Source organism: Rhodanobacter umsongensis (genome assembly GCF_042654965.1).
GTDB lineage: Bacteria > Pseudomonadota > Gammaproteobacteria > Xanthomonadales > Rhodanobacteraceae > Rhodanobacter > Rhodanobacter umsongensis.
Genome location: NZ_JBHSMK010000002.1, coordinates 421,987 through 447,875 on the forward strand (window position 1 = coordinate 421,987; position 25,889 = coordinate 447,875).

Annotated in this window: 19 protein-coding genes; 8 read left to right on the top strand and 11 right to left on the bottom strand. The window is 65.1% G+C overall.

The genetic code is table 11. The features are described 5' to 3' along the window. Positions 1 to 118 precede the first annotated feature (118 nt). The 9 genes from ACFPME_RS02050 to ACFPME_RS02090 form a co-directional block, all read right to left on the bottom strand. The gene (locus tag ACFPME_RS02050) at positions 119 to 880 is read right to left on the bottom strand and encodes an XAC0095 family protein (RefSeq protein ID WP_377301513.1); all 762 of its coding nucleotides are present in this window, start codon (positions 878 to 880) and stop codon (positions 119 to 121) included. A gap of 698 nt (positions 881 to 1,578) precedes the next feature. Beyond that, a complete protein-coding gene (locus ACFPME_RS02055) occupies positions 1,579 to 2,262 on the bottom strand; it encodes a M48 family metallopeptidase (RefSeq protein ID WP_377301515.1) in 684 nt (227 codons plus the stop codon). Positions 2,263 to 2,266: 4 nt separating this feature from the next. Continuing rightward, positions 2,267 to 5,419: a type I restriction endonuclease subunit R gene (locus tag ACFPME_RS02060; RefSeq protein WP_377301517.1), complete on the bottom strand. Its 3,153-nt coding sequence runs from the start codon at positions 5,417 to 5,419 to the stop codon at positions 2,267 to 2,269. Then, positions 5,416 to 7,506: a GmrSD restriction endonuclease domain-containing protein gene (locus tag ACFPME_RS02065; RefSeq protein ID WP_377301519.1), complete on the bottom strand. Its 2,091-nt coding sequence runs from the start codon at positions 7,504 to 7,506 to the stop codon at positions 5,416 to 5,418. Before ACFPME_RS02065 ends, ACFPME_RS02060 begins: the two co-directional genes overlap by 4 nt. After that, positions 7,503 to 8,792 carry a restriction endonuclease subunit S gene (locus ACFPME_RS02070; RefSeq protein WP_377301521.1) on the bottom strand — a complete coding sequence of 430 codons (1,290 nt, stop codon included), beginning with the start codon at positions 8,790 to 8,792 and terminating at the stop codon, positions 7,503 to 7,505. Before ACFPME_RS02070 ends, ACFPME_RS02065 begins: the two co-directional genes overlap by 4 nt. Continuing rightward, complete coding sequence (locus tag ACFPME_RS02075) at positions 8,789 to 11,479, bottom strand: type I restriction-modification system subunit M (protein WP_377301523.1); 2,691 nt, start codon at positions 11,477 to 11,479, stop codon at positions 8,789 to 8,791. Before ACFPME_RS02075 ends, ACFPME_RS02070 begins: the two co-directional genes overlap by 4 nt. A 150-nt stretch (positions 11,480 to 11,629) precedes the next feature. Continuing rightward, entirely contained in the window at positions 11,630 to 13,300 is a 1,671-nt protein-coding gene (hutU, locus tag ACFPME_RS02080; protein WP_377301525.1) for a urocanate hydratase, read from the bottom strand. Between the two features lie 102 nt (positions 13,301 to 13,402). Beyond that, positions 13,403 to 15,079, bottom strand: a complete 1,677-nt coding sequence (locus ACFPME_RS02085) for a hypothetical protein (RefSeq protein WP_377301527.1) — start codon at positions 15,077 to 15,079, stop codon at positions 13,403 to 13,405. Positions 15,080 to 15,185: 106 nt separating this feature from the next. Beyond that, a complete protein-coding gene (locus ACFPME_RS02090) occupies positions 15,186 to 16,808 on the bottom strand; it encodes a DUF4034 domain-containing protein (protein WP_377301529.1) in 1,623 nt (540 codons plus the stop codon). A gap of 199 nt (positions 16,809 to 17,007) precedes the next feature. On the opposite strand from ACFPME_RS02090, the gene ACFPME_RS02095 reads away from it, so the two are divergent. The 6 genes from ACFPME_RS02095 (at position 17,008) to ACFPME_RS02120 (ending at position 22,295) form a co-directional block, all read left to right on the top strand. Further along, a complete protein-coding gene (locus tag ACFPME_RS02095) occupies positions 17,008 to 18,090 on the top strand; it encodes a catalase family peroxidase (protein WP_377301531.1) in 1,083 nt (360 codons plus the stop codon). After that, positions 18,087 to 18,740 carry a cytochrome b gene (locus tag ACFPME_RS02100; protein WP_377301533.1) on the top strand — a complete coding sequence of 218 codons (654 nt, stop codon included), beginning with the start codon at positions 18,087 to 18,089 and terminating at the stop codon, positions 18,738 to 18,740. The genes ACFPME_RS02095 and ACFPME_RS02100 overlap by 4 nt, the downstream gene beginning before the upstream one ends. A gap of 109 nt (positions 18,741 to 18,849) precedes the next feature. After that, positions 18,850 to 19,410 (top strand): YybH family protein, encoded by a 561-nt coding sequence (locus tag ACFPME_RS02105; RefSeq protein ID WP_377301535.1) that lies wholly within the window; start codon positions 18,850 to 18,852, stop codon positions 19,408 to 19,410. Between the two features lie 116 nt (positions 19,411 to 19,526). Continuing rightward, complete coding sequence (locus ACFPME_RS02110; protein WP_377301537.1) at positions 19,527 to 20,093, top strand: hypothetical protein; 567 nt, start codon at positions 19,527 to 19,529, stop codon at positions 20,091 to 20,093. A gap of 181 nt (positions 20,094 to 20,274) precedes the next feature. Next, positions 20,275 to 21,777, top strand: coding sequence for an AlkA N-terminal domain-containing protein (locus ACFPME_RS02115; RefSeq protein ID WP_377301539.1), 1,503 nt, complete (start codon positions 20,275 to 20,277; stop codon positions 21,775 to 21,777). Then, the gene (locus ACFPME_RS02120; protein WP_377301541.1) at positions 21,774 to 22,295 is read left to right on the top strand and encodes a methylated-DNA--[protein]-cysteine S-methyltransferase; all 522 of its coding nucleotides are present in this window, start codon (positions 21,774 to 21,776) and stop codon (positions 22,293 to 22,295) included. The genes ACFPME_RS02115 and ACFPME_RS02120 overlap by 4 nt, the downstream gene beginning before the upstream one ends. 34 nt (positions 22,296 to 22,329) lie before the next feature. Here ACFPME_RS02120 and ACFPME_RS02125 read toward each other — a convergent pair whose 3' ends face one another. Then, positions 22,330 to 23,337: a bifunctional helix-turn-helix transcriptional regulator/GNAT family N-acetyltransferase gene (locus ACFPME_RS02125; protein WP_377301543.1), complete on the bottom strand. Its 1,008-nt coding sequence runs from the start codon at positions 23,335 to 23,337 to the stop codon at positions 22,330 to 22,332. Between the two features lie 113 nt (positions 23,338 to 23,450). Between ACFPME_RS02125 and ACFPME_RS02130 the strand changes: the two genes are divergently transcribed. Both ACFPME_RS02130 and ACFPME_RS02135 read left to right on the top strand, forming a co-directional pair. After that, positions 23,451 to 24,032, top strand: coding sequence for a TetR/AcrR family transcriptional regulator (locus ACFPME_RS02130; protein WP_377301545.1), 582 nt, complete (start codon positions 23,451 to 23,453; stop codon positions 24,030 to 24,032). Then, positions 24,016 to 25,431: a nitrilase-related carbon-nitrogen hydrolase gene (locus ACFPME_RS02135; protein ID WP_377301547.1), complete on the top strand. Its 1,416-nt coding sequence runs from the start codon at positions 24,016 to 24,018 to the stop codon at positions 25,429 to 25,431. Before ACFPME_RS02130 ends, ACFPME_RS02135 begins: the two co-directional genes overlap by 17 nt. On the opposite strand, the gene ACFPME_RS02140 is transcribed toward ACFPME_RS02135, so the two are convergent. Continuing rightward, entirely contained in the window at positions 25,432 to 25,824 is a 393-nt protein-coding gene (locus ACFPME_RS02140) for a hypothetical protein (protein ID WP_377301550.1), read from the bottom strand. Positions 25,825 to 25,889: the final 65 nt, after the last annotated feature.

Below are 25,889 nucleotides of genomic sequence, written 5' to 3' on the forward strand. Positions count from 1 at the left end.
GTCATGCCTGGCGTGAGGTGTGAACGCCGTCGCAAGCACCTGCTCCCGTTATGCCTGCCTGGACCCGGCCGACCGGGCGCGCCGCCTGCCCGGCGCGTCCCGTCGAGCCGAAATGGCCTCAGAGGGCAGGCTGGGCGTATGCCAGCGCAGCGGCCCTTTCACCACCGCCGAGCGGTCCGACGACAGTGAGCCGAGCCGAAGGGCGCGCCATGCCGCGCAGGGATGCGCATGCCGGTACGGCGAGATAGGTGGCGGCCTCCTCCCTCACGTCGGCATGCGAACGACGCCGCCCATCGAGCCGCTGCACGCTGTCGATGTCGTGGATGATGTCGCGCAGTCTCTCCGCGTCGCGGAGGATGGCGTCGCCCATGATGGACAGCGTGACGTCGGCGAAATCCGCCTGATCGGTGGCGACCACTACATCGCCATGGGCGCGGAGGATGTCGCCCAGCCGGGCCAGCTCGTCGATCTGATCCAGGGTGATGCCCGACACGTAGCGTTCGCCCGCCTCGTTCGTTGTCGACCCGGCAAGTTCCGATTCGGCGTCATCTTTGTCCGCCGCCTCCGCTGCGGCTGCCACTTTCGGCTCAGCTTCAAATTCAGCCTTGGCCTCGGATGCTGCCGTCCCATCGCGACGCTCAGCCGGCCAGGAAAGTTCGCCCAGCACCTGGGCGATCTGCTCCTCCAGCAGTTCCAGGCAGATCGCCACTTCGCCCGGGCGAATCTCGGGAACCCCTTCCCGCTCCTCGTCCGGCCTTCGCGGTTGCGCCAGGTGCGAGAGGAACTCCACGTACTCGCGCAGCTTCTTCAGCCGAAACTGGCTGTCCTCCGGCAGGAAATAGCCCGTCGTTCCCAGATCATCCGATTCGAACGTCGACATGGTCGCCTCCTTATTCCATGAAGTGCCCGTCCACGGCATGACGACGGACGGGAAGTCGGGAGGCTAGAAACCGCAGAGAGCCGGCGGGCGTATTCCCCTTGCGGGTGTTGTATTAGCCGCCCTCCCGACGCAGGCTTCGCGTCGGCTTGCACCTGCGAACAGGTACAAAAAACCCACCGGTTTGTCGGAGGTGGGTACCGCTCTCTGCGGAGTTTCTAGGCTCCTTGAGATCGAGTCTGCTACTGCAACGGAGGGGTGTCAACAGCTTGCGGGCGCTTCCCTGGGCATCCGCACAAGAACAGGTGTGGGGCCAATTTAGCGCTCGCGACGCGGCGGAGGTGGGTGGCGCTGGCGACGCCTAATTGTCCCGTGCAAAGGTGTCGTCAAATCCGGGCCAGCTCAACCTGACGCCGTTTTTGGCAAGCAGCAAGGGGCGCAGATGCGACTTTAACCAGAACGGTGACTGGCGCGATCCTGGCGCCGCATGAAACACAACGGCGGGTGGTCAGCGACAAGACGGGCACATATTCTGCGGCAGCGCCGGGGAGAGCACGTGCGCGTCTATTGATCCCGGCGGCGAAATGGTGACCCTGTTTTCCTTGGACCCTGTCTCCCTGTTTCCGGAGCGAGGCCAGCAAGCTGCGTTTGCCGGTGGCGGCGAAGTCTAAGGCGGCGTCGACCTTGATTGTTGCCGGTCCCTACACCTCTTCCTCGAGACGTTGCCCGTTATCGCGCAACCAGTCACGAGCGCGCTCCATGGCCGGCAGTTGCGCACGAACGATGTTCCAGAATCGTGGCGCGTGGTTGGCTTCGATGAGGTGCGCCAGTTCGTGCACGATCACATAGTCGATGACGAACATCGGTGCCTTGATCAGTCGCCAGTTGAAATTGAGGTTGTTTCTGGGCGTGCAGGATCCCCAGCGATAACGGCTGTCGTTGATATTCGCCTGCTCGAATTCCACGCCGAGGCTATTGGCATGCGAGCGCACGCGCGGCAAGATCTTTTCCCTTGCGCGCTCAACGTACCATTGACGCAGCACCTGCCAGCGTTGGCGCGCATGTGCCCTCGGAATGAGGAACTTTCCCGCAAAGTGAATCGTGGCGTTCTCGCCATCGACCAGTTCGATGCGGTAAGAGCGCCCCAGATAAAGCGCCGCTTCGCCGTTGACCAGCTCCTTGCCGGGCGGGTGTGGCAGCGGCTGATATTTCTGCTCGTGATGCAGTTTCTCGAAGAGCCACGAGCGCTTCTTGTCCACCAGTTGCCGAATCGCTCCCTCCGGCACGTTTGACGGCGCATGGACCACCACGGACCGGTCGCGTTCCACCGTGATGGTGAGCTTCTTGCGTTTGGTCGAGCGGCGAATTTCGTACCTCAGTTCCATGGCGTCATGCGGCGTAGAGGATGGTGTCGTTCCTGGCTTCGGCCAGCTCCATCACGCGGCTGATGATCGCCTCGCGTTTGCGCACCAGGTCGGGCACCTTGGCAAACTGCGGTGAAACGAGGATCTGCTGCAACTCTGCCTTCAGCTTGTTGCGTGCTGAGATGCTTTCCCAGAAGCCTGTCAACTTCAGCTCGCGCTCCACGGCGTTGTAGATTTGCTGGGTCAGGTTCACCAGCACGGCAATGCGCTCGTCAGGCTTGCCGCCGTAGTCGGGGTGCTGCTCCATTGCAGCCCCCAGTTCACGCTGAAACAGCCTAAAGAACGGTATCTGCTTCTTGCGGTTCAGACCGTAGGTCGGCTCGTTGCGAGCATCCCGGATGCGTTGGCGCAGCTTCTCCAGGTCCTCGTAGATCTTGTCCCAGTTGTCCTTGAATTCTTTCAGGATAGCTGCCAATGCTTCGGCGAACGAGGCCTGCAGATCCGGGTCATCATTCAGCTCCATGTCCAGATGGTGACGGATCGCGTGCTCCACTTCGGCGGCCTTGGTCTTGGTGCGCTTTCGCTCGCCAACATCCTTTTCGAAGTCTTCGTCGAGGATCGAAATCGGCTTGACCTTGGTGTCGATACCCTTCGATTGCAGGCGCGCATCGGCAATGGCACGCAGCTTGGGCGGGATGCCCTTCATGCTCAGGCGCTCATCGCGAAAGTGCTTGCCGGCAAGCATGTTTATCTCGGCCAGCGCCTGATAGTCGGCTATGTAGGCCAGCGCCTCCTTGGCCGGGTACACCGTGTTCAACGCCCGCGTGAGCTTCTTGAACGCCAGCATGAAAGCAAAGCGGATGTCCTCGTCGTAGAACACGTCGAAGAATGCATCGTGGTCGTTCAGGTCGGTCAACCCGTGCTTCTTCAGCAGCACCATGATCTCGGCATGGGCGGCTGCAAGCTCGCGCAGTTCCTGCTCGGGGAAGCTCAAGCCATCCGTGATTTCTTTCTGCTCGCGCTCGTCGTAGTTGTCCAGCGCCTTTTTCAGGTGATGGCCAATGCCCACGTAGTCGACGATAAAGCCCTTTTCTTTAGTCTCGCCACCCACGCGATTGACGCGCGCGATGGTCTGCAACAGGTTGTGCGCCACCACCACCTTGTCCAGATACATCACCTGCTCCACCGGCGCATCGAAGCCTGTCAGCAGCATGTTGTTGACGACGAGGATGCCCAGCTTGCCGTCCACCCCATCATCCGTGGCGCCGAAGGCCAGCTTGAACCGTTTGATGCTGGTCTCGTGGCGGCGACCGTCGCTGTACGCCTTCAGGTGGGGCAGGTCATTGTGGCTGCCGGAGATGATCACGTCGGTCTCGAAGGCCTTAAGCGTGGCGAGATCCGGCCCGCCCGAGTTGGCCTGCTCGAGCCTTTCCACCGCCGCCGCCAGCGCAGCGTCGATGTGCTGCTTGTAGCGCACGGCGGCCTCGCGCGAGGCGGCCACCACCTGCGCCTTGTAGCCGTTCGGGAACACGTGCGTGAGGTAGTGTTCCACCATGTCGGCCGCCTTGGCGGCGATGGTCGGATCGGCCTCCAGATACGCCTGGCGCGAGCCATAGCCGAGAATTTCCAGCCGCTCTTCGAGCTTGTAATCGCTGAAAACATCCTGGAAATCTTTATCCATCGCCTCGGCGTCATCCACCTCGGCGTTGTGGGTGCGGCCTTCGTAGACGATTTCCAGCGTCACGCCATCGGCGATGGATTGGCGCATGGTGTACTTGTCGATGTAGTCGCCGAACACGCGTTCGGTCTTGTCGATCGGGGTGCCGGTGTAGCCGATGCGCACCGCGTTGGGGATCGCGCGGTCCAGATTGGTCGCCAGTAGTTGGTATTGCGAGCGATGCGCCTCATCGGTCATCACCAGGATGTGCGGACTGGCGTTAAGCTCCGGGAAGCTCGCTTCCAGCTCGGTCTCGCGGAACTTGTGGATCATCGCCATCACCAGATCCGACGATGTCGAGGCCAGCAGCTCCTTCAGTCGCTTGATGCTGTCGGCCACCTTCACGGTGAAGCCGATGGCCTGGCTGGTCTCGTTGAGCTGGTCCTCCAGCTGGGTGCGGTCGGTGACAAACACCACCTTCCAGTGCGCCAGCTTTGCGTGCCTGTACATTTCGCGCACCATGAACATCATGGTTAGCGACTTGCCCGACCCCTGAGTGTGCCAGATGATGCCGCTGCGCTGACGAGGCGTCTTGCCCTCCAGCAGCCGCTTCACCGCCAGCTTTACCGCGCGGAACTGCTGGTAACGGCCCACTACCTTGATCGTCTGGCCGTCATCATTGGTGGAAAACAGCGTGAAGGTGCGGATCAGATCCAGCAGGTTCTGCTTGTCCAACATGCCGGCCACAAGCCGCTGCTGATCATTGGGGCTGCCGGCGCCGTGGTCCAGGTCTTCCAGCGTACGCGGGTACGGATCGGCCCAGCGGTAGAAATATTTTTCCGTATGCGTGGAGATGGTGCCGAACTTGGCCTGTTGGCGGCAGGTGGCGATGATGAACTGGTTGTACCAGAACAGCGGCGCGCTGCCTTCGCCCTTCGCGCCCCGCTGCTCGCTGTAGCGCAGCATTTGGTCGATGGCGCAGGCCAGGGCATCGTTGACCTTGGGCGACTTGCACTCCACCAGCACCACCGGCAGGCCATTCAGGAACAGCACGATGTCGGGAAGGATGTGGTGCTCGGTGCCGAGGATGCGCACCTTGAACTGGCACACGGCGGTGAAATCGTTGTTGCCCAGGTTGCTGAAATCCACGAAGCGCACCGTGGGGCTGGCCTCCCCGGTCTGCCGGTTCTCAGCCACGCTGGTGCCTTCCAGCAACAGGTGCAAAAGGTGTTGGTTGTTCTTCATCAAGTCGTTGCTGGGGAAGCTCGCCATCAACAGCTTCACCACGTCGTCCACTTGGGTCTCTTCGAGCCACGGATTGATCACCGTGAGCTGCGCGCGCAGACGCTTCTCCAGCACCACCTCGGTGAAGCTCGTACGCCCTGTGTCCGCCGGCGTCTGCTTTTTCTCCGTGAGATCAAGAACATTCCAGCCCAGGCCCTCCAGCTGTCGCAGGAACGGCAACTCGACATGCTGGCGCTCGTCCAGCTTGATGTTCGCGGGGGCGGGCTTGGCACTCATGCGCTGGCAGCTTCCTCGTCTTCGCCCAATTGCCGCTCCAGTGCCTGACGCACCAGACCCATGACGTAGGGCAGATCGTCTTCCTGCTCCAGCGCCACTTCCACGCACCCGTTGCCCCAGCGACCGGTATTCGTGACGTCGCGGCACTTGTGGCGCGGGTCGTCGATCTCCGGGAACGGCATGTTCAGCGTCATCCGCAAGCGTTTGGCCTGGGGCACCACGTCCACGAAGTTCGTCTCGGCCTTGTAGGCGACATACAGCTTGAGAATCTCTTCGTGCACGCATTCGTCCAGATCCAGCACCGCCTTGCGGAAGCGTTCGAACAGTGCGCGCGTCGGCCCTGAGGCCAGGTTGGGGTGATCCTCCAGCGTGTAGGGCGTCTCGCTTTCCGACTTCTTGTCCCGATAAGCGGCGAGCAGGTCATCGGCCAGGGCGGGTGCCTGCCAGATCGCCAGCGCGCGCGAGGCCAGGCGCTCGGCACGCGCCACGATGGCCTGCTCGTTCCAGTCGGCGCAGCTGCCCAGCCCTTCGTTGAGCTTCAGCGGACTGTGGGCGAAACCGCCGTCCATGTCGCGCTTCTCGGCAAAGGGCCGGTCACTGTATTCGGAGTTGTAGCCGGTCAGCGTGAGGTTGCCCAGCGTATGCAGGTACTGCTCGTGCACCCGCGCCCAGTCGTCGCCCAGTGACTGTTGCCAGGCCGCGCTTAGGTGCTCGTTCTGCGGCATGATGTGTTCGATGGTGTAATCCTGAACCATCACCCGCTCCTTGCGGCCGAAGTTCTCGAACCGACGCAGCCAGTAGCTGCGTCGGTTGAACTTGTACAGGTTGCGGATCTGCAGCTGGCGGCGGAACTCCTCGTCGCCCGGAAAGCGCCGGTACGACGGCAGCAGCATGAAAACCGCCTTGACACTCTCCAGGTAGCGATCCTTCTTGAGCTGGCGACAGAACGTGGCAAAGGTCTGGCGCTGGGAGTTGGTGGGGATGTCGCAGATGGCGCGCCGGAACACGTAGCTTTCCACCAGCAGCAGGATCTGGCTGAACTCCTCCTTGCCCAGCTGCTGCCGCGCGTAGTCGTGGTACACCTCCATCAGCATCGGGTAGCACACGTCCGCCCGCAGCTCGCGGATGTCCTGGAAGGCACGCGCCAATTCCGCATCCTGCTCGTTGCCGAGCGCCATGGCGCAGTAGTAGCGCGCAAACTCCAGCAGCGTCGCCAGCAGCGGCTCGACGTGGTGGTCAAGCGCGTAGGTCTTGAACTGGCTGTAGACCTCGTCCTTGCGGATCCGGTGGTTGCCGGTGTGGATGACCAGATAAAAGCGCATGAACTCGTCGAAGTAGCTGGTGTAGTTCTCCGCACCGAACAGCATTTCCATCGGCCGCCAGTAGTCTTCGTAGAGCCGCGTCTGCTGCTCGTGCGGCAGCCCCATCAGCACGTAGTTGCGGATCAGGTCGGCCTGGGTCAGCGCCTTGCCGGTGGAGTTCATGCTCTCGAAGATCATTTGCGGGTTGTCGATGCCCTGCTGCAGACGCACGTCCACGATCATTAGCTTCTGGATGCCCGTATAGACCACGCCAAGGTCGGCACTCGCCACCTTGCCGCTGAAAAAGTCGAAGTTCTCCTTGATGCGATGGGAAGCGGTCTCTGGCAGCGCCTTGCCATCGAGCAGCGCAATCAGCGTGTCTTTGTCGGACTTGGTGAGCAGCATCTTGTAGCGCAGCTCGCCCTTGCCGTAGCGGTTGAGCAGGAAATAGTCCTCGACCTCCGCGGCCGACACCGGCGTGTCCACCCCTTCGGCTTCCAGCCGCCGCTTCAGCGCCAGCAACAGCAGCGACAAGGTGGTGATGCGCTGCTGACCATCGATCACCAGCCAGCGCGAGATCGCGGCGCTGGTTTCCTGCTCGGGGATGTACACCGCCGAACCGATGAAATGGCTGTCCAGCTCCGCATGGCTGCCCACGCGCAGGATGTCCTGCCACAGCTGCTCGCAGTGCACAATCTCCCAGCTGTACGGGCGCTGGAAGATCGGAATGATGAACTGCTTGGCTCCCTGCAACAGCTGGGTGAACTGCAGATCCTGGGCTTTCATGCGGTGGGCTTCCCAGCCAGTGGCAGCAGTGGTGTGACGCGGACCTTGCCGGTGAGCAGGTCTTGCATCAGGGCGGTTTTGAGGGAGCGTAACTTGTTCAGCGCTTTCATTGTTTTTTTCTGTTGCGAAAAGAGTTCCGCGACTCGCTCGGCAATTGCGGACTGCTCCACCTCATCCGGCATAGGAACAACAACTGTCCGAAGATCCTTCAAATTCACAACCTGTTGCGCCGACCCCAGACTGGAACCAAGCACTTGGCGCTTCCCGTCGGACGACAACAGGTAGCACATCACAAACGCGGGCGCGAAGTGATCAGATAGACGGATGAGTGCCGCCTGCCTGGCTATATTGGCGCCCGCAAGCGTTTCTGGTACGACCGCAACTTCACCGGGATATCCGACCAGTGACATCAACAGTTCGCCGCCTTCTAGAAGGGTACGCCGATACGGCGCCGACACGGCTTTGCTGATCGTGCGAAGTTTCGAGATACTGATTTCCCCTTGATAAATGTCCCCACCGCGTACAAACAGCACACCATACTCATCTTCCTTGCCAGGCTGGACGACGCCGTATGTAATCGGCGAATCAGACCGCACTGCGCGCTCCAGAGAGCATACGTCCCACTCCACCGGGATGCGGCCGAGGGGGGAGTCCTTGAAGGCGTGGGTGGCTTCGGAGCGGAGTTGGCCGTGTCCGTCGATGCCGCGGGTGAGCAAGTCCTGCATCAGGCCGGTCTTGATGCGCTGCTGCTTGGCGATCAGCGCCTCGGTCTGCGCCATCGCCCGATCCACAGTCGACAGCACCTCCGCGATTTTGGATTGTTCGGCGCGGGACTCGGGATGGTTGAAGCTGATCTTTCTGAGCTTTGCCTTGTTAAGCGTAGCGCCTTTAATCGCTTGGTCTACGCCTTGTAAGAGATCCCACTGCTGCAGCCCATGGTAAAGATATTCGGAATCGAGTGTTTTCGACTGCAATCCAGCGATCGCCTCGTTCGTGTACAGCGGCACCCCTGCAAATGCTACGCGACCAATGGTGAGCTTGAAGCTCAATAGCAAGGTTCCTTTCGGCTGGAGCTTCACGTTGGAATGCCGCACGCCCAGATCAGAAATGCGTTCCGCCGTGTCGTTAATCAGACGGGAATGCATGTCCTTGATGGATACCCATGCGTTATCGGTCGACCCGTCCGTATCCCAATACGCATTTGCGCCCCGCGATGGCGTGCCACCGATCTCGATGCTGCACTTTGATCCGAGAGTGGCTAACGCCCATCCCTCTGGCGCATTCACAGCAAGTACCCCAATCCTGCCAGCATCGCATCCAGCGACGTCAGCGCCTCGGTACGGCTCGCCTCAAGCTGCCGGCTTGACACTGCATATTTGTCCCATAGGTTCTCCACGGCCGCGACCAGCGCGCGCTTCTCGGCATTGAGGTAGCGCGCCAGCTCGGCGCGGGCGAGGTCGTCGAGCTTCTTCAGGATCAGCGTGCGCGCATCGGCATCGCTCAGCTGGCCACCGATAGCCTTGAGCAGGGCATCGGTGCGGGCGATGCGCGCCTGCAGGGTCTCCTTGTCGCCGACGAGTGCCTTGGCCTGCTTGAGGTCGGCGAGCTTGTCGCCGTCCAGCCTGGCCAGGCGCTGGTCGATCTGTGCGATCAGCGTCTGGCTTTCCGCCTTGGCGGCATCGGCGCCGACGCGCTTAAGCTCCAGCTTTTCTTCAAGTTCGGTACGCTTGTGCTTGTGTTTGGCCTTGGCGTCCTTGATGCGCTTTTCGACGGCCTTGATGGCGGCGTCCTGCACCTTCAGGGCCTTGCGTTCCTTCGCCGCGCTGGCGCCGGTGGCATTCGCCAGATCATCGATCAGGGACTTCAGCGCTTTCTTGAGCACGGCGGAGCTGGCTTTCTCGTCGACCTCCGGTTCCCAGCCCGCCACCTCCACGGCAGCCTCCACGGCTTCGTCCAGCTCCGCCTGCGCCTCGGCGATGGTCGCTTCCAATGCCTCGATGGCGTCGGCTTCTTTCTGGAAGAACGCCGCGATCAGGTAGGCATCGGGAATCAGGCTGTGGTGCCAGCCGCTGGCGATGATGGTCTTGATGTCGTAGCGGATCTGCTGCCACCAGTTGACGAACACACCGGCGCTCTTGAACTCGTCCAGCACGCCCAGCGGCATCAGCTTGTCTTTCAGCGAGCGGATCAGCTCGCGGCGGATGTCGGGCATCTTGCGGCCACCGTTGCCGGCCTGAACATGCTCCAGCTCGGCGAAGTCTTGGCTGGCCTCGCGCCACCAGTCAGCCAGCGCCTGCTGGTGGCAGGCGAGGGTCTGCGTGAGTGCGAGGTCGGCTTCCAGCGCGCGCTTGATCGCGGGCTTGTCGGCGATGGCTTCGGCAAAGGCTCGGTAGCCGGGGCGCTCGAAGCGGAACAGGCTGCCGGGCTGAACGCCGAACTGGTTGAGCCGGGGGCCGAGGGCGTCGATTTCGACCTGCGGAATGCCGCCGATCAGGTGCGCCTGCACGTCCTCGGGTTCGGGGTCAGGCGTGTTGTCCACGTAGCGGCGGAGGTTGAGGTTGACGTCGTGCTCGTCCACGATCTCGCGCTTGTCCACCAGGCGCGAGTACTTGGGCAACTCGCGCGTATTCGTGAACACGAAGTCGATCTTCTCGATGTCTTCCGGGCGCAGCTTGTTCTGCGCCTTACCTTCGCCGTATTCGCGGTCGGCGTTGATGAACAGGATCTTGTCGCGCTGCTCGTCCGGCTTCTGCTTGTTGCACACCAGCACGCAGGCGGGGATGCCGGTGCCGTAGAAAAGACCCGGTGGCAAGCTGATGATGGCCTCGATGCAGTCGTCGTTCAGCAGCAGCTCGCGGATGAGCTTTTCCTTGCCGCCGCGAAACAGCACGCCATGCGGCATGACGGTAGCCATGCGCCCGGCGGGCTTGAGGCTGGCCAGCATGTGCTGTACGAACATCAGGTCGGCCTTCTTGCCGGTTTCCGGACACCACTCGCGAAAGCGGCTGGCGAACTTGACGTTGGCGCGGCTGTAGTTCTGCGAGAACGGCGGATTGGCCAGCACGCGGTCGAACTGGCGGATGCGGCCGCCTTCGAGAATCTGCGGATCTTCCAGGGTGTCGCCGTTTTCAATGGTAAAGCGGGTGATGTTGTGGAGGATCATGTTCATGTTGCAGATCGACCACACGGTGCCGTTGGAGTCCTGCCCGTATAGCGCCAGGTCGTTGGCGTCCTGACCCTGCTCCTCCACATACTGGTGCGCCTGGATCAGAAAGCCGCCGGAGCCCACCGCGGGGTCGTAGATGCTCTGCCCGGCGGCGGGCTTAGTGAGCTGCACCAGCAGGCGCACCACTTCGGCGGGGGTGTAGAACTCGCCACCCTTCTTGCCGGCGCTGTCGGCGAAGTACTTGATGAGGTATTCGTAGGCGGCGCCCAGCAGGTCCGGGAACTCGAAGCGGTCGTTGACCAGCGGACCGAAGGTGTCGAAGTGGTCGAGCAGGTCTTTCCACTTCTGGTCGGCGATCTTGGTCTTGCCCTTGACTTCGTTGAAGTTGATGTTGCTCTTGAGCACGCCGGCCAGCGAGTCATTCTCGTCCTCCAGCGCGGCGATGGCCTTGTTGAGCATAGCGCCGATATCGTGCTTCAGATCCTTGAGCGCCGGCACGGTATCGCCGTTCTCGTCTAGCCACGAGGCATTCCAACGCGCGCGCACCGGCACGTAGAAGGTTTCGCCATAGCTGGTCTTGCTTTCCAGCAGTTCGGCCAGCAGCTCGGGCTGGTTTGCCAGATGGGCAAAATCGCGCGTGCGCAGGCGATGCCGCTTGGCATCGAATTCGTCGGACAGACGCTTCACGAACAGCAAACCGAAGATGAATTCCTTGAACTCGGAGGCGTCCATCTTGCCGCGCAGGATATCGGCGGCGCCCATGAGGAACGACTCGAGTTGCGACAAGGTGACTTTCTGGTTGATCAATGTATTTTTTCCCTTCTGCCCAACCAGTGATGGAAGGCTTAGACGTATCGGGCAGAGCAACTGGCTTTTTCGATTGCCTCAGCGCAATAACCTAGAATGCGCGTCTGCGGCTACCTAAATTGCGGACGGCATTGGATTCATATCAGGGCATCAGGCCATAGGCAGCTTCATGCCGTGCTCTTTGGCACACTGCTTCGCGATGTCATACCCCGCATCCGCATGCCGCATCACGCCTGAGGCAGGATCGTTCCACAACACCCGAGCAATCCGCTCATCCGCTTCCTTCGTGCCATCGCAAACGATCACCACGCCGGAATGCTGCGAGTACCCCATCCCCACCCCGCCGCCGTGATGCAGCGACACCCAGGTCGCGCCACCGGCCACGTTCAACATCGCGTTGAGCAGCGGCCAGTCGCTGACGGCGTCGCTGCCGTCCTTCATCGCCTCGGTCTCCCGATTCGGTGACGCCACCGACCCCGAATCCAGGTGATCGCGCCCAATCACCACCGGCGCCTTCAACTCCCCATTGCGCACCATCTCGTTGAACGCCAGCCCCAGCTTGTCGCGCAACCCCAACCCCACCCAGCAGATCCGCGCCGGCAAGCCCTGGAAGCTGATGCGCTCCCTGGCCATGTCCAGCCAGTTGTGCAGGTGGGCGTCGTCGGGGATCAGCTCCTTCACTTTCTGGTCGGTCTTGTAGATGTCTTCCGGGTCGCCCGAGAGCGCGACCCAGCGGAACGGGCCGATGCCGCGGCAGAACAGCGGGCGCACGTAGGCGGGCACGAAGCCGGGGAAGTCGAAGGCGTGGATGCAGCCTTCGTCCTTGGCCATCTGGCGGATGTTGTTGCCGTAGTCGAAGGTGGGGATGCCCTGCGCGTGGAACGCGAGCATCGCCTCGACGTGGATGCGCATGGAGTGCTTGGCGGCGTCGCGGGTGCCTTCCGGATCGCTCTTGCGGCGCTCGAACCATTCCTCCACCGTCCAGCCCCGCGGCAGGTAGCCGTTGACCGGATCGTGCGCGCTGGTCTGGTCGGTGACGGCATCGGGGCGCACGCCGCGCTTGACCAGTTCGGGCAGGATGTCGGCGGCGTTGCCGAGCAGTGCGATGGATTTCGCTTCGCCGGCCTTGGTGTACTTCTCGATGCGCGCCAGCGCGTCGTCGAGGTTGCTGGCCTGCTCATCGACGTAGCGGGTCTTCAGGCGGAAGTCGATGCGGCTCTGCTGGCATTCGATGTTGAGGCTGCACATGCCGGCCAGCGAGGCGGCCAGCGGCTGCGCCGCGCCCATGCCGCCGAGGCCGGCGGTGAGCAGCCACTTGCCCTTGAGATTGCCGCCGTAGTGCTGGCGGCCCATCTCGACGAAGGTTTCGTAGGTGCCCTGGATGATGCCCTGCGAGCCGATGTAGATCCAGCTGCCTGCGGTCATCTGGCCGTACATCATCAGGCCATTCTTATCGAGCTCGTTGAAGTGCTCCCAGGTGGCCCAGTGCGGTACCAGGTTGGAGTTGGCGATCAGCACGCGCGGCGCGTCGGCATGTGTGCGGAACACGCCGACCGGCTTGCCGGACTGCACCAGCAGGGTCTCGTCGTCCTCCAGTTCGCGCAGCGATTTCAAAATCGCGTCGAAGCACTCCCAGTTGCGCGCCGCCCGCCCGATGCCGCCGTACACCACCAGCTCGGCCGGGTTCTCCGCCACCTCCGGATCGAGGTTGTTCTGCAGCATGCGGAACGGCGCCTCGCTGAGCCAGCTCTTGCAGGAAAGCGCGGTGCCGCGCGGCGCGCGGATGGTGCGGGTGGTGTCGATGCGGGTGGGTGCGGTCATGACGAGGGACTCCGGTGAGGCAATCGCCGGATTATAGCCACGGCGGCACCCGTGCCCGGGAACGACCAGAAGTCCGGGCCAGCGCGTCCCGCAAGTCGACGATCAGTGTGGCCGCAAGTTGAGCTTGGTGCTGTTCAAGCCACCAGGGCCAGCCTGCTGCTTGAGCGACTCGCGCATTTCCGACAGGGCTGTCTGGTGGTTGGGATCGTTACCGAATCGCGCGTTGAATTGATCATAGGTGTCTTTCAGCCCGGCCCGTGGCTCGTCCATCTGGATCATCGCGCGCAGAACCCATCCGTTGGCTTCATCCGGAAACTTCCGGGTGACCTGGCTGGATATCTCCCAGGCCTTGTCCCATTCCCGGGTCTTGTAGCCATAGAGATTGCCAAGTTCGATCAGCTGCCAGGAACTGCCGGGGTCGAGTGCGATGGCGCGACGCAACGCCTCGATGGCGTGCGGATAATCCTGCAGCGCTTCATACGCGAGGCCGCGCGCCCTGAAGCCTGCATCGAATTGTGGATCGGCAGCCACGACCTTGTCGGCTTCGGCAAGCGCCCACTGCGGGTAACCCAGATACGTCAGGCTGTAGGAACGGTTTGCCCGCGCACGTATGGCCAGAGGATTGTAGGGAAGAAACCGCAAGGTCTCCGACAGGTAGACCACCACCATTTCGGGATGGCCGTTGTCAGACGCCAGATCTCCAGCGCTCCACATGATGGCGGTGGTGGGCAGCTGGCCGAAGATTTCGTGATAGTTGGCCAGCTGGATCCTGGGGTCGCAGTGACAGTCGCTCACTTCATAGAACGGCGCTTCGGTCAGCAGCAATTTGAGCAGCGGGTTCTTCACGGCATGCGCTTGTGCCTGGCTGGCCAGCTGTTCCATGGCTTGCGGCGAGCCGCCCCACATCGGTTGACGCGCGAACATCAGGTCGCTGTAGATCGCATAGTCGGCGGGTGCGGCGGCACGCGCCCGTTCGCCGATATTCTCGACGAAATCCCGGGTACGGCCGATGTTGGCACCGTCGATCCACGCCACGTAAGCCGGCGTGAGTCGGGGCTCCAGCGTAAGGGCCTGTTGCAGATCGTCCTCTGCCAGCGCCAGCAAGCTGGACATCGACTGCAATTTGGCCGGCGCGGTGTTTTCTGAATAGTCTTCCCCACGCGCATCCTGCGCCATTTCTTCATAGGCATAGCCGCTGGCTGCATAGGCGAAGGCGCTCTTGGGTGACGCACGCTTCCATGCATCAAGCAGAGGCCGCTCTTTGGCCGAGTCATAGCGGAAGTCCTGCAGATAGATTTCATCGAGCAGGCCTTGCGCTTCTGGTTGCGTCAATTGCGCATGCAAAGCGGCGGCGAGGCGATTGTCCAGTTCGGCCGTTTGCCCGCTGCGAATGAGCGCGTTGATTTCGGCTGTCGAAATCATCGGCCGCAGGCGATAGCGGCAATAGGCAACGACAGCCTCATGCGACCAGTGACTGTGCGGCGGATCGGGATAAGCCAGGCAACGCTGCAGCGGATCCTCGATCGACTCCGCTGCCCTGGCTGCGGTCACGAACTGTCGAATTTCATCGGTCGAGTAGACGGTCTTCGCAACAGGAACCTGCTGCAGCGCAGGGAACGGATTGTCCTTGGCTGTAATCGGTTGCGTCACCTCGGAGGCGGGTGCCGTGCTCTGCACCACTTGCTGCCGCGAAGTCCGTGCAACTGGTTGTGTGCAACCGGCCAGAGTCACCAGCACCGATACGCCGGCCAGCCGCAGCCATCCTTTCCACGAAGTCATCCCCTGCTCCCCTGACCCCCCAAGTACCGCGACACTATCAGAGGAGTGCGCGCCCGCACTACTTGACCAAAGGCTCCGATGGGACAGACTTTGGATCAAGGTCAGGCTATCGCGCCGGGCTTGTTGCCCGCGCGTCGATGCCGGTGTGCTTGCGCAAGGCCACCGCCGCGCGCAGGCGCACGACGATCTTCGCCAGCTGCGGGTCGTTGCCGAAGTGCGATGCCAGGTAGTCGGCCGTGACGTCCAGCCCGGCGCGCGGCTGACGCTGCTGGATGTCGGCGCGCAGCAGCCAGCCGTACGGATTGTCCGGCTGCTCGCGGGTCAGTTGATCGGCCACGGCCCAGCCTTTGTCCCAGTCGTGCACCCAGTTCACGAACAGGTCGCCCAGCTGGGACAGCGCCCGCGCGTCGCGCGGGTCGATCGCCAGCAAGGCGCGGAAATCCTGCTCCGCATGCGCATAGTCGGGCTGCATTTCGTAGGCGTAGGCACGGGCCCTGAGCGCGTCCGCCTGGCGCGGCGACGCGGCCAGCAGGCGGCTCATGTCGGCGACGGCCCAGGCGGCCTCGTCGAAATCCACCAGCGCCGAGACGCGGTGGATGCGCACGTCGTCGCTTTCCGACGCGAAACGCCGTGCCTCGGAAAGGTAGATGCCCGGCACGGCCATGTTCCGGTTGTTGTCCGCTGCGAGCCCGGCATTTTCGAGGTAGGTGATGCTGGCGAGCTGGTCCAGTGCGGCCGGATAGGCCGCCAGCTCGATGTCCTGCGTGCAATCGCAGTTGTCCACCTGGTAGTACGGCCGCTCCGACAACATCAGCCTCATCAGCGGATTCGTGCGCGTGTACGCCTGCGCTTGCGCGGCGAACCGGTCCATCGCGTCCAGCGAGCCGCCCCACTTCGGCTCCAGCGTCCACATCGCCACGCCGCGGATCGCGTAATCGTCCGGTGCCACGGCCAGCGCGCTGCGGATCGCCGTGTCGGTGTACGCGCGACCGAAGCCGAGGCCGCCGGCGTTGATCAATGCGATGTAGGCCGGTGTGAGCCTGGGATCCAGCGCAATCGCCCGGCGCAGGTCGCTGTCGGCCTGGGCCAGCAGCTTGTGCATGGCGTCGACGTTGTCCTGCGGCGTGTCCTTCATGTATCCGGCTCCCCGCGCATCGGCGGCCATGGCGACGTAGGCCATGCCGCTGGCGGCGAACGCGAAGGCGCTGTGCGGCGAATCGTGTTTCCAGGCGTCCAGGGTCGGGCGAATGTCGAACGAGCCGTTCTGGAACGCTTCCTGGTAGATCCGATCGAGCAGGCCGCGCGAATCCGGCTGGGTCTGCTGCTCGTGCAAGGCAGCGGCGAGGCGACGGTCGAGTTCGCCGGATCGACCCTGCTGGATCAGCGACTGCGCCTGGGCAAACGTGAGCAGCGGCAGCAGGCGGTAATGGCAGTAGGCGACCACCGCATCGCGCGACCAGTGACTGTCCGGCGGATCGGGGTAGGCCAGGCAACGCTGCAGCGGATCGGCGATCGCCTCGGCTTTCTTCGCCGCCGCCATGAAGGCATAGACCTGGTCGCGGGTGAACGTGTGGCTGGGCGGCAGCGTATGGGGCGCTGGCTGGTGCGCCGCCAGGAATTCCCCCTGCTGGCGGATCTGCGCACGGGCCGAATGGATGAACCAGGCGCCTTCGCCGACACCCAGCAGCACGATGGCCCCGACCAGCAAACCGCGTTGCAACGCGTTCATGCATGCCTCCCCCAAGGCGACCCCGGCGTGACGATAGCACCGCGCGCGGCAGGCCGGCGGGCGCGCTGTGCGCCAGCAGCGAAGGAAGCCGCCGGCGCAGGTAACCCAGCGCTTGCGCAGGGCGAAGACATGACAGGCACGGCCGGCACGCCGGCACTCTTCCACCACCCCACGAGGCCCGCGCGGCCAGGAGCCAGACATGCACGATGCCGCCCCGCCCGATTCGCCGCTGCGCCGATTCGGATCATGGACGCTGATCGCCGCGGTCATCGCGATCACCGCCGTCGCGTTCGGCTATGTCGGCGGCTGGCTGGCGCCGCAGCGGCTGACGCCGGCCAGGCTGATCGACCAGTTCCAGCGCAACGCCGGCACGTTTGCGGGCTACCGGCGCAACCATGCGAAGGGCGTGTGCGTGGCGGGCCATTTCGACAGCAGCGGCCAGGCGATGGCGTACTCCGCCGCGCAGGTGTTCGCCCCGGGCCGCACCCCGGTGGTGGGACGCTTTGCGATCCCCGGCAGCAACCCGTACGCGCCGGACGGCAGCGTGCCGATCCGCAGCATGGCGCTGCGCTTCACGCAGGCGAACGGCCAGCAGTGGCGCACCGGCATGAACAGCATGCCGGTGTTTCCGGTGGCCACGCCGCAGGCGTTTTTCGCGCAGCTGCAGGCGCAGCAGCCGGACCCCGCCACCGGCAAGCCGGACCCGGCGAAGGTGGCGGCGTTCTTTGCGGCGCATCCGGAGACCGCGGCGTTCCGCGCGTGGGCGAAGACGGCCAAACCCTCGGCCAGCTTTGCGACGGAAAACTACGAGAGCCTCAACGCGTTCGTCTTCGTCGACGCGCACGGCAAACGCCAGCCGGTGCGCTGGCGCATGGTGGCCGAGGCCGCCGCTGCGGGCGATGCCGCAGGCAAGGCCGGCGACGCGGATTACCTGGCGGCGGACCTGGCCGAACGCCTGGCCCGCGGACCGCTGCGCTGGCAGTTGCAGATCACGCTGGCGAATCCGGGCGACCCGACCGACGACGCGACGAAGACATGGCCAGGCGACCGCCGCACGATCGACGCCGGCACGCTGGTGATCGACGCGACCACGCCGCAGCAAGGCGGCGAATGCCGCGACATCAACTACGACCCGCTGGTGCTGCCCGCCGGCATCGCCGCTTCCGACGACCCGCTGCTGCCGGCGCGATCGGCCGCCTATGCCGACTCCTACCTGCGCCGCACCAGCGAGGAAGCCCACCTGACCGGCACCGCCGCGGCGCAACCGGAGAAGCAGCCATGACGTCCGCCACCGGCACCTTCACCCTGCCCGCCCGCGTGCTGCACTGGCTGATGGCCCTCATGATCGTGGCGATGCTGTTCATCGGCGTCGGCATGGTGGCGTCGGTATCCGAGCGGCACGCCTGGCTGCTGGCCATCCACAAGCCGCTGGGCATCGCGATCCTGCTGCTGGCGATCGTGCGGCTGGCGGTGCGCCTGCGGCATCCGCCACCGCCGCTGCCGGCCGACCTGCCCGCATTGCAGAAGCTGGCCGCGCTGGCGTCGCACTGGCTGCTGTATGCGCTGATGCTGGCGATGCCGCTGATCGGCTGGGCGATGCTGTCGGCCGGCGGCTATCCGGTGATGCTGGGCGCGTCGCTGCGATTGCCGCCGATCTTTCCGGCCAGCGCCGCCGCGTTCGCCGTGCTGCGCCACCTGCACGGCTGGCTTGCGCTGCTCTTGTTGCTGACGTTCCTCGCGCACCTGGCCGCCGCGCTGTACCACGGTCTGATCCGCCGCGATGGCGTGCTGTCGGGCATGCTGCGTGATGGGCGGGACACCGGGCCGGCCGGCACCGGTCCGATCCATCGACCCATCGCGGATGCCGTGGGCGGCGCGCCCGGTGAACCGGAAGACGCGGGCGCGGCGCAGGACACGAAGCCGGCCGCGTAGGGTTCCGCCCGGGCCGCGCGGTTCCGGGCGAGCGCGTGCAATCCGGCACTGGCAGGCCCGCATCGACTGGGCGGAAGCTATCCGGCAACCCTGCAAACGGAGTTGTCCGATGTCACGCATCCTGTGGTTCGCGCTGCTGCCGATGATGCCGTTGTGCGCGCTGGCGGCGACGCCGGCGCAGTCCCCGGAGCAGGCGGCCTGCGAGGTATGGCAGCGCGAGCTGACGTTTGCGCGCAGCGTGCAGCAGCACGATGCGGCGGCGTTCGCCGGCCATGTACGGCGTGACGCGATCTTCGACGCGAACACGGCCAGGCCGACGCGCGGCGCGGACGCGATCGCCCGGCACTGGGCCGCGATCATCGACGGCAAGACCGTGCACCTGAGCTGGTATCCGCAACAGGTCGTGGCGAGCGCGGACGGCACGCTCGCCTATTCCAGCGGCACTTACCTGCTGGAGGATCCGGCACCGGCCGCGAAGCCGCGCTACACGATCGGCCAGTTCGCCACCGTGTGGCAGCGCGGCAGCGACCGCGTGTGGCGTGTCGCGTTCGACGGCGGCGACAGCGGCAGGCCGGTGGGCAATGCGGACGCCGCGGCGTTCCGCGCGAGACGGCGGGAGCGCTGTCCCGGCGCGGTGGGTGCCGGCTTGCCCACGATCCTGCATCGATGACGTAAACCGGCGAGGCCGAACCGTCGCGCCTCCAGCGATTGACCCGGCCCGGGCGGCGGCAGAGACTGTCCAGGGGAGTCCCGGAGCGACCATCGCAAGTCATTGTGGAGGTTGCCATGCAAACACCAGACCTGAAGACCCGGTTCACGATCGCCGCCGCGCTACTCGTTGCCATCGGCTGCGCGCAGGCGGCGGGCGCCAAGACGCCGAGCGATGCACAGATGATCGCGAGCGCGATGCATGCGGCGCCGGCACGCGTCGCGAAGGACGCGACGATTGTCGCGGCGGGCGCGGACGGAAAGATGCGCACGCTGCGCCAGGGCAAGAACGCGTTCACCTGCATGCCGGACAACCCGACCACACCCGGGCCGGACCCGATGTGCATGGACCAGAATGGGCTGGCCTGGGCGAATGCGTTGATGGCGCACGAGCATCCGCCAGCCGGCAAGCTCGGCGTGATGTACATGCTGGCCGGCGGCACGGATGCGAGCAACACCGATCCGTATGCGCAGAAGCCGGCGAGCGGCAACCACTGGATCAAGACCGGGCCGCACCTGATGATCGTGGGCGCGGACGCCGCGTTCTACGCGGGCTATCCGAACGCGGCGGACCCGGACACGGGCGTGCCGTACGTGATGTGGGCCGGCACGCCGTACGAGCACTTGATGGTGCCGGTCAAGTGATCTGCCGGTGCGCGCCGCGCACGTGGCCTGCACGGTGCGATTGCGCGAGCTGACATTCCGGGCCGATCGAAAGCAGCGCCCGAGCGATCCGCCGGTTTACCGGTTCGGCGCAGCCGCGGGCCGCGGCATGGATGTCCGAAAACGGCGAGTTTGTCGGGCGGGGCGGTGCTAGCCTGCGGGCATGAACGAGTTCTCCGCCCTGCCCGACCCGCGCATCTGCGAACAGGCCCGACTGAGCCGCGACGCGCGCTTCGACGGGCTGTTTTTCACGGCGGTGAGCAGCACCGGCATCTACTGCCGGCCGGTGTGTCCGGCACCCCGGCCGAAACGCGAGAACGTGCGGTACTACGCGAACGCCGCGGCGGCGGAAGCGGCCGGGTTCCGGCCCTGCCTGCGCTGCCGGCCGGAGCTGGCGCCGGGCCATGGCCCGTGGCAGCGCGGTGACCATGTCGTGGCGCGCGCGTTGAAGCTGATCGAGGCCGGCATGCTGGCGGAGCAATCGCTGGACGAACTGGCCGCGCGTGTCGGCATCGGCGCGCGCCAGTTGCGCCGGCTGTTCGTGGAACGCGTCGGCGCGCCGCCGATCAGCGTGCACACGACGCGCCGGCTGCTGTTCGCGAAGCAGTTGCTGACGGAGACGGCGCTGCCGGTGACGGAGGTGGCGCTGGCATCGGGCTTTCGCAGCCTGCGCCGGTTCAATGCCGCGTTCGCGCAGGCGAACCGCATCGCACCGCGCGAGCTGCGCCGGCACCCGCGCGCGGGAGCCGATGCGGCGCTGGTGTTGCGGCTGGGCTATCGGCCACCGTATGACTTCGAGGGCTTGCTCACGTTCATGCGCACGCGCGCGCTGCCGGGCGTGGAGCGGGTCGACGAGCACGCTTATGCGCGGGTGTTCGGGCCGGCCGACGCACCCGGCTGGTTTCGCCTGAGCGCATGGCCAGGCGGCGAGCACGCGCTGCAGCTGCAGCTGCATTGTCCGCAGCCGACGCAACTGCTCGGCGTGGTGACGACGTTGCGGCGGATGTTCGACCTGGACGCAAACCCGCAGGCGATCGCGGACACGTTTCGTCATGACGCCATCCTCGGCCCGCTGCTGGCGCGCAACCCCGGCCTGCGCCTGCCCGGCGGCTGGGACGGTTTCGAGATCGCGGTGCGCGCGATCCTCGGACAGCAGATCAGTGTGGCGGCCGCGCGCACGCTGGCCACGCGCATCGTGCAACGCTGGGGCGAACCGTTGCACGATGCGCCGATGCCGGGACTGGAACGACTGTTTCCGACGCCGGCCGCGCTGGCGCACGCGGACCTGCGCGAGATCGGCCTGACCACGACCCGCGCCGCGACGATCAGCGGCATGGCCCAGGCGCTGCTGGACGGCCGCGTGGATTTTCGCGCGGAACAGTCGCTGGACGAGTTCGTGACGCGCTGGGTCGCACTGCCCGGCATCGGCGAATGGACGGCGCACTACGTGGCGATGCGCGCGCTGAGCGATCCGGATGCCTTCCCCGCGGCGGACCTGATCCTGCGCCGCGAAGCCGCCACCGACGGCGTGCCGCTGAGCACGAAGGCATTGACCGAAAGCGCCGGCGCATGGCGGCCCTGGCGCGCATACGCCGTGATCCACTTGTGGCGGGGCGCCTCGCAGGTGCTGCCGCCGCGCAGAAAGAAGACGGAGGCGCTCGCATGACCACCATGGCGGACATCATTCACTATGACGAGATGGACAGCCCGGTCGGCACGCTGCGGCTGGTCGCGGACAGCCGCGGCCTGCGCGAGATCTGGTTTGAGCGCGAACGCCATCCGAAAAAGGCACACCCGGGCTGGATTCGCGCGGCTGAACCCCTCGCGTTCGCCCGCGTGCAGCTGGAGGAATACTTCGCCGGCGAGCGCCAGCATTTCGAGCTGCCGCTGCATCCGGTGGGCACGCCGTTCCAGCTCGCCGTGTGGAACGAGCTTGGACGCATTCCCTACGGCGTCACGATCAGCTACGGCGAGCTGGCCCGCCGCATCGAGCAACCGCTGGCGGTGCGCGCGGTCGGTGCCGCGAACGGACGCAACCCGCTTCCGATCGTGCTGCCGTGCCACCGGGTGATCGGCGCCGACGGCAGCCTCACCGGCTTCGGCGGCGGCCTGCCGACCAAGCGTTTCCTGCTGGCGCTGGAAGATCGCGTCGCATACGGCGACCTGTTCATCGCCGGGGCGTGAGCGGCTGGCGACACCGACCGATCCGGCGCGAACGTCACGCCACGCCGGCGCCCTTTCGGCGCGGACGGGCGCCGCCTTTCGGTTTCGCGGCACGCGGCGCGCGCCACACCATGTAGACGTCGGCGCGCTGGTAGTGCGAATCGGGCCGGAGCGTGGACTGATGCTCGAAACCCACGCTTTCATACAGCCGGATCGCCGGCGTCAACTTGCTGTTGGTTTCCAGGAACAGGGTCTTGCCGCGACGACGGGTGAACTCTTCGATGGCGGCCTCGATCAGGCGACGGCCGATGCCCAGACCGTGGTGGCTTTCGTCCACCGCCATCTTGGTCAACTCGCAGGAACCGTCGGCCTCCTTCGTCAGCGCGCACGTTCCCACGACCGCATCGCCCAGCAGCGCGAAGAAGACCTGCCCGCCCGCGGCGAGGATTTCCTGTTCCGGATCCGACAGCACGCGGTGGTCGATTTCTTCCAGGTAGAAATACTTGCGCAGCCAGGCGGCATTGAGCCGATAGAAGTGTTCGCGCAGCTCCGGCCGGAAGCCGACCACGCGCACCGCCTCGCGCTGGATCGCGAGGGTGCGCTCGGCGATCTCGTCCTGGATCGGCGATTCCAGCACCTTGGCAAACCCGGACAAGGTGCCCAGTACATCGATGCCGGCATCGCCGCAGCGCGACTCGAGCACCTCCTGGATCGCGCGCCAGGCCGGCTTGGCGTCGCGCAGGGCCGCCATGGATTTCGCGGTGAGGCCGAGCCGCCGCAGGCGTTTGTCGGCGGCATCGGAATTCACCACCAGCCAGCCGTCGCGGACCAGCTTGTCGGCGAGCTGGCTGACCGCGGAATGCGTCTGCCCGATCGCTTCGGCGATCTCGCCGACGGTGCGCGGCCCGCGATCGTGCAGCAGCCGCAGGTACGGAAACCAGCGCGCCTGCACCGGGATGCCGCCGCGTTGATAGACCTCGTCCGCGATCGCATACAGGCGATCGCTCAGCGCCCGCATCCGGCTGCCCAGGGCGAGCAGCCCCAACTCGTTCACGAACTCCATGGGTATTTCCGTCGAAATTTACGTTAGCGCTAACCTATATTTGCGCGGGCGGGTCCGCAAGCCCTCCACCCCGGGCATTTGATGCGGCGGCCGCGCATGTATACACTGTATACATGGCACGTCCGAGCACCGCCGAAAAGATCCTGCGCGCAGCCCACGAGGTGTTCGATCGCGAGGGCGCCGACGCCGTCAGCATGCGCCGCGTCGCCGAGGCCGTGGGCATCACGCCGATGGCGATCTACCGGCATTTTCCGAATCGCGAGGCATTGCTGAAGAGGCTGTCCGACGACAGCTTCGACGCCGTCGCGCATGAATGGGGAACGCGCGCGACGCATCCGGACATCCTCAAGCGGCTGCTCGCGCTGCTGGAACCGTATCTGGATTACGCGCTGGAGCATCCGCACCTGTTCGACCACGCGTTCTCGGCGCGCCGCGACGATGCGCGGCGCTTTCCCGAAGACTTCCGCGCGCGGCGGTCGCCGACGCTCAACGTCATCGCCGATGCGGTCGCCGAAGGCGTGCGCCAGGGCGTGCTGAAACAGGACGATCCGTGGGACGTGGCGATGTCCCTGTGGGCGCACGCGCACGGCCTGGTCGCGCTGTATCGCGCCGGCCGCTTCAGTTACGACGAGACCCAATTCCGCCAGTTCTACTTCGAATCGATAGGGAGACTGATTGATGGCATCAAGATCTGATCGTCACATGCTGCCCGCCGGGCTGGCGGCGACGGCGCTGGCCGCGCTGGGCTGGTGGTTCGGCAGCGGCGTGCAGCCGTGTTGGTGGCTGACCTGGCTGGCGCCGTTGCCGGTGCTGTGGCTCGCACCGCGGGTTCGCGCGCGCTGGGCGGCGCTGGCGGCGTTCGCCGCGTACACGACCGGCGGGCTCAATCTATGGGGCTACCTGCACGGGTACATCGGCCTGCCGGTGGTGGCGATCATCCAGGCCATCGGCGCACCTGCCCTCATGCTCGCGCTGTGCGTATTGCTGTTCCGGCGACTGCTGCTGCGCGGCCACGCGCTCGCGGCGGCCCTGGCCCCGCCGGCGATGTGGGTCGCGCTGGAGTACATCAACAACCTGCTCTCGCCGCACGGCACGTTCTTCAACATCGGCTACACGCAGATGGATGCCCTTCCGATCATCCAGGTCGCCGCCGTCACCGGCCTCTGGGGCGTCGGTTTCCTGCTGTTGCTGTTGCCTGCGGCGATCGCCGCGCAGCTTGCGGACAAGGCGCCGGGACGCCGCCGCCTGACGATTGCCGCGGGCGCCGCCTCGCTGCTCGCGGCAACCCTCGCGTATGGCTACTGGCGATTGCAGGCGCCGGCCACGGCGAACCTCCGGATCGGCCTGGTGTCATTGCAGCAGCCGGCACGATCCCGCGCAGACGTGCAGGCGCGGCGAGCGCATTACGTGGAAGCGGTCGGACGCCTCGCGGATGCCGGCGCCCGGATCGTGCTGACCCCGGAAACATCTTTCAGCGACGATGACGCCAACCTTCCCGTACTGGCGCAGATGGCCAACCGGCGCGAGCTGACCGTGGGCATCGGCGTCGAATCGCGGAGCAACCCGCGCGCGGAGCACAACATGCTGATGGTGTTCCAGCCGGGCATGTCTCCGGCCACCTATAGCAAGCATCATCTGCTTGTCGGCTTGGAGCAGTACATTCCAGGCGACAGCTACACCATGCTTGAAGGTACGCCACGGATCGGACTGGCGATCTGCAAGGACCTGGATTTCCACGACATCGGCCACGCCTATGCGGCACGTCGCGCGCAACTGCTGCTCGTGCCCGCATCCGATTTCACCGTCGATGGCTGGCTGCACAGCCGCATGGCGATCATGCGCGGCGTGGAAAGCGGTTTCGCCATGGCGCGTGCCGCCCATTCCGGCCGCCTCACGCTGAGCGACGACCGCGGCCGCGTGCTGGCCGAGGCTTCCAGCGAGCAGCACGACGCCGAACTGGTGGGGGAACTGCCGCTACGCGAGACGCGTACGCTGTACGCGCAATGGGGCGACTGGTTCGCGTGGCTGGATCTGGCTGGCCTGATCGCGCTGCTGGGCCTGGCCGTGCATACGCGGCGGCGCGGCAATGAATGATCAGCCGCTGTGCGCGGGTGTCGGCAGGTCCTTCGGCACCACCCGTGGCAACACCGGCGCACCGCGCTCGCGGTCCAGCAGATCCTGCTGGTTCGCGCGATCGCGGGCGCGCTGTGCGCGGTCGGCTTCATCCTGCTGCCGCTGGGTGCGCGCATCGGTGGCATTCGGGCGGCGGGCGTTGTCCGACACACCCTGACGCAACTGCTGCTGGAGCTGGCTCTTCTGCAGTTGGTCACGCGTCTGCTGCTGTTGCGCCGTCTGCCGGTACTGCTGGCCTGACGCCTGCGCCCTGTTTTGCCACGCGCAGGCCGCACCGAGCGGCGCCAGCGCGAGTACGCCGGCCAACAGGACCCGTACCAGCGGGGCATGCGAGACATTGCGCGAAAGGATCATGGCGGCACGGGGTCATGCGGGGTGACGTTTCAATCGTAGGGCCGCACATATGAAATTACCGTTGC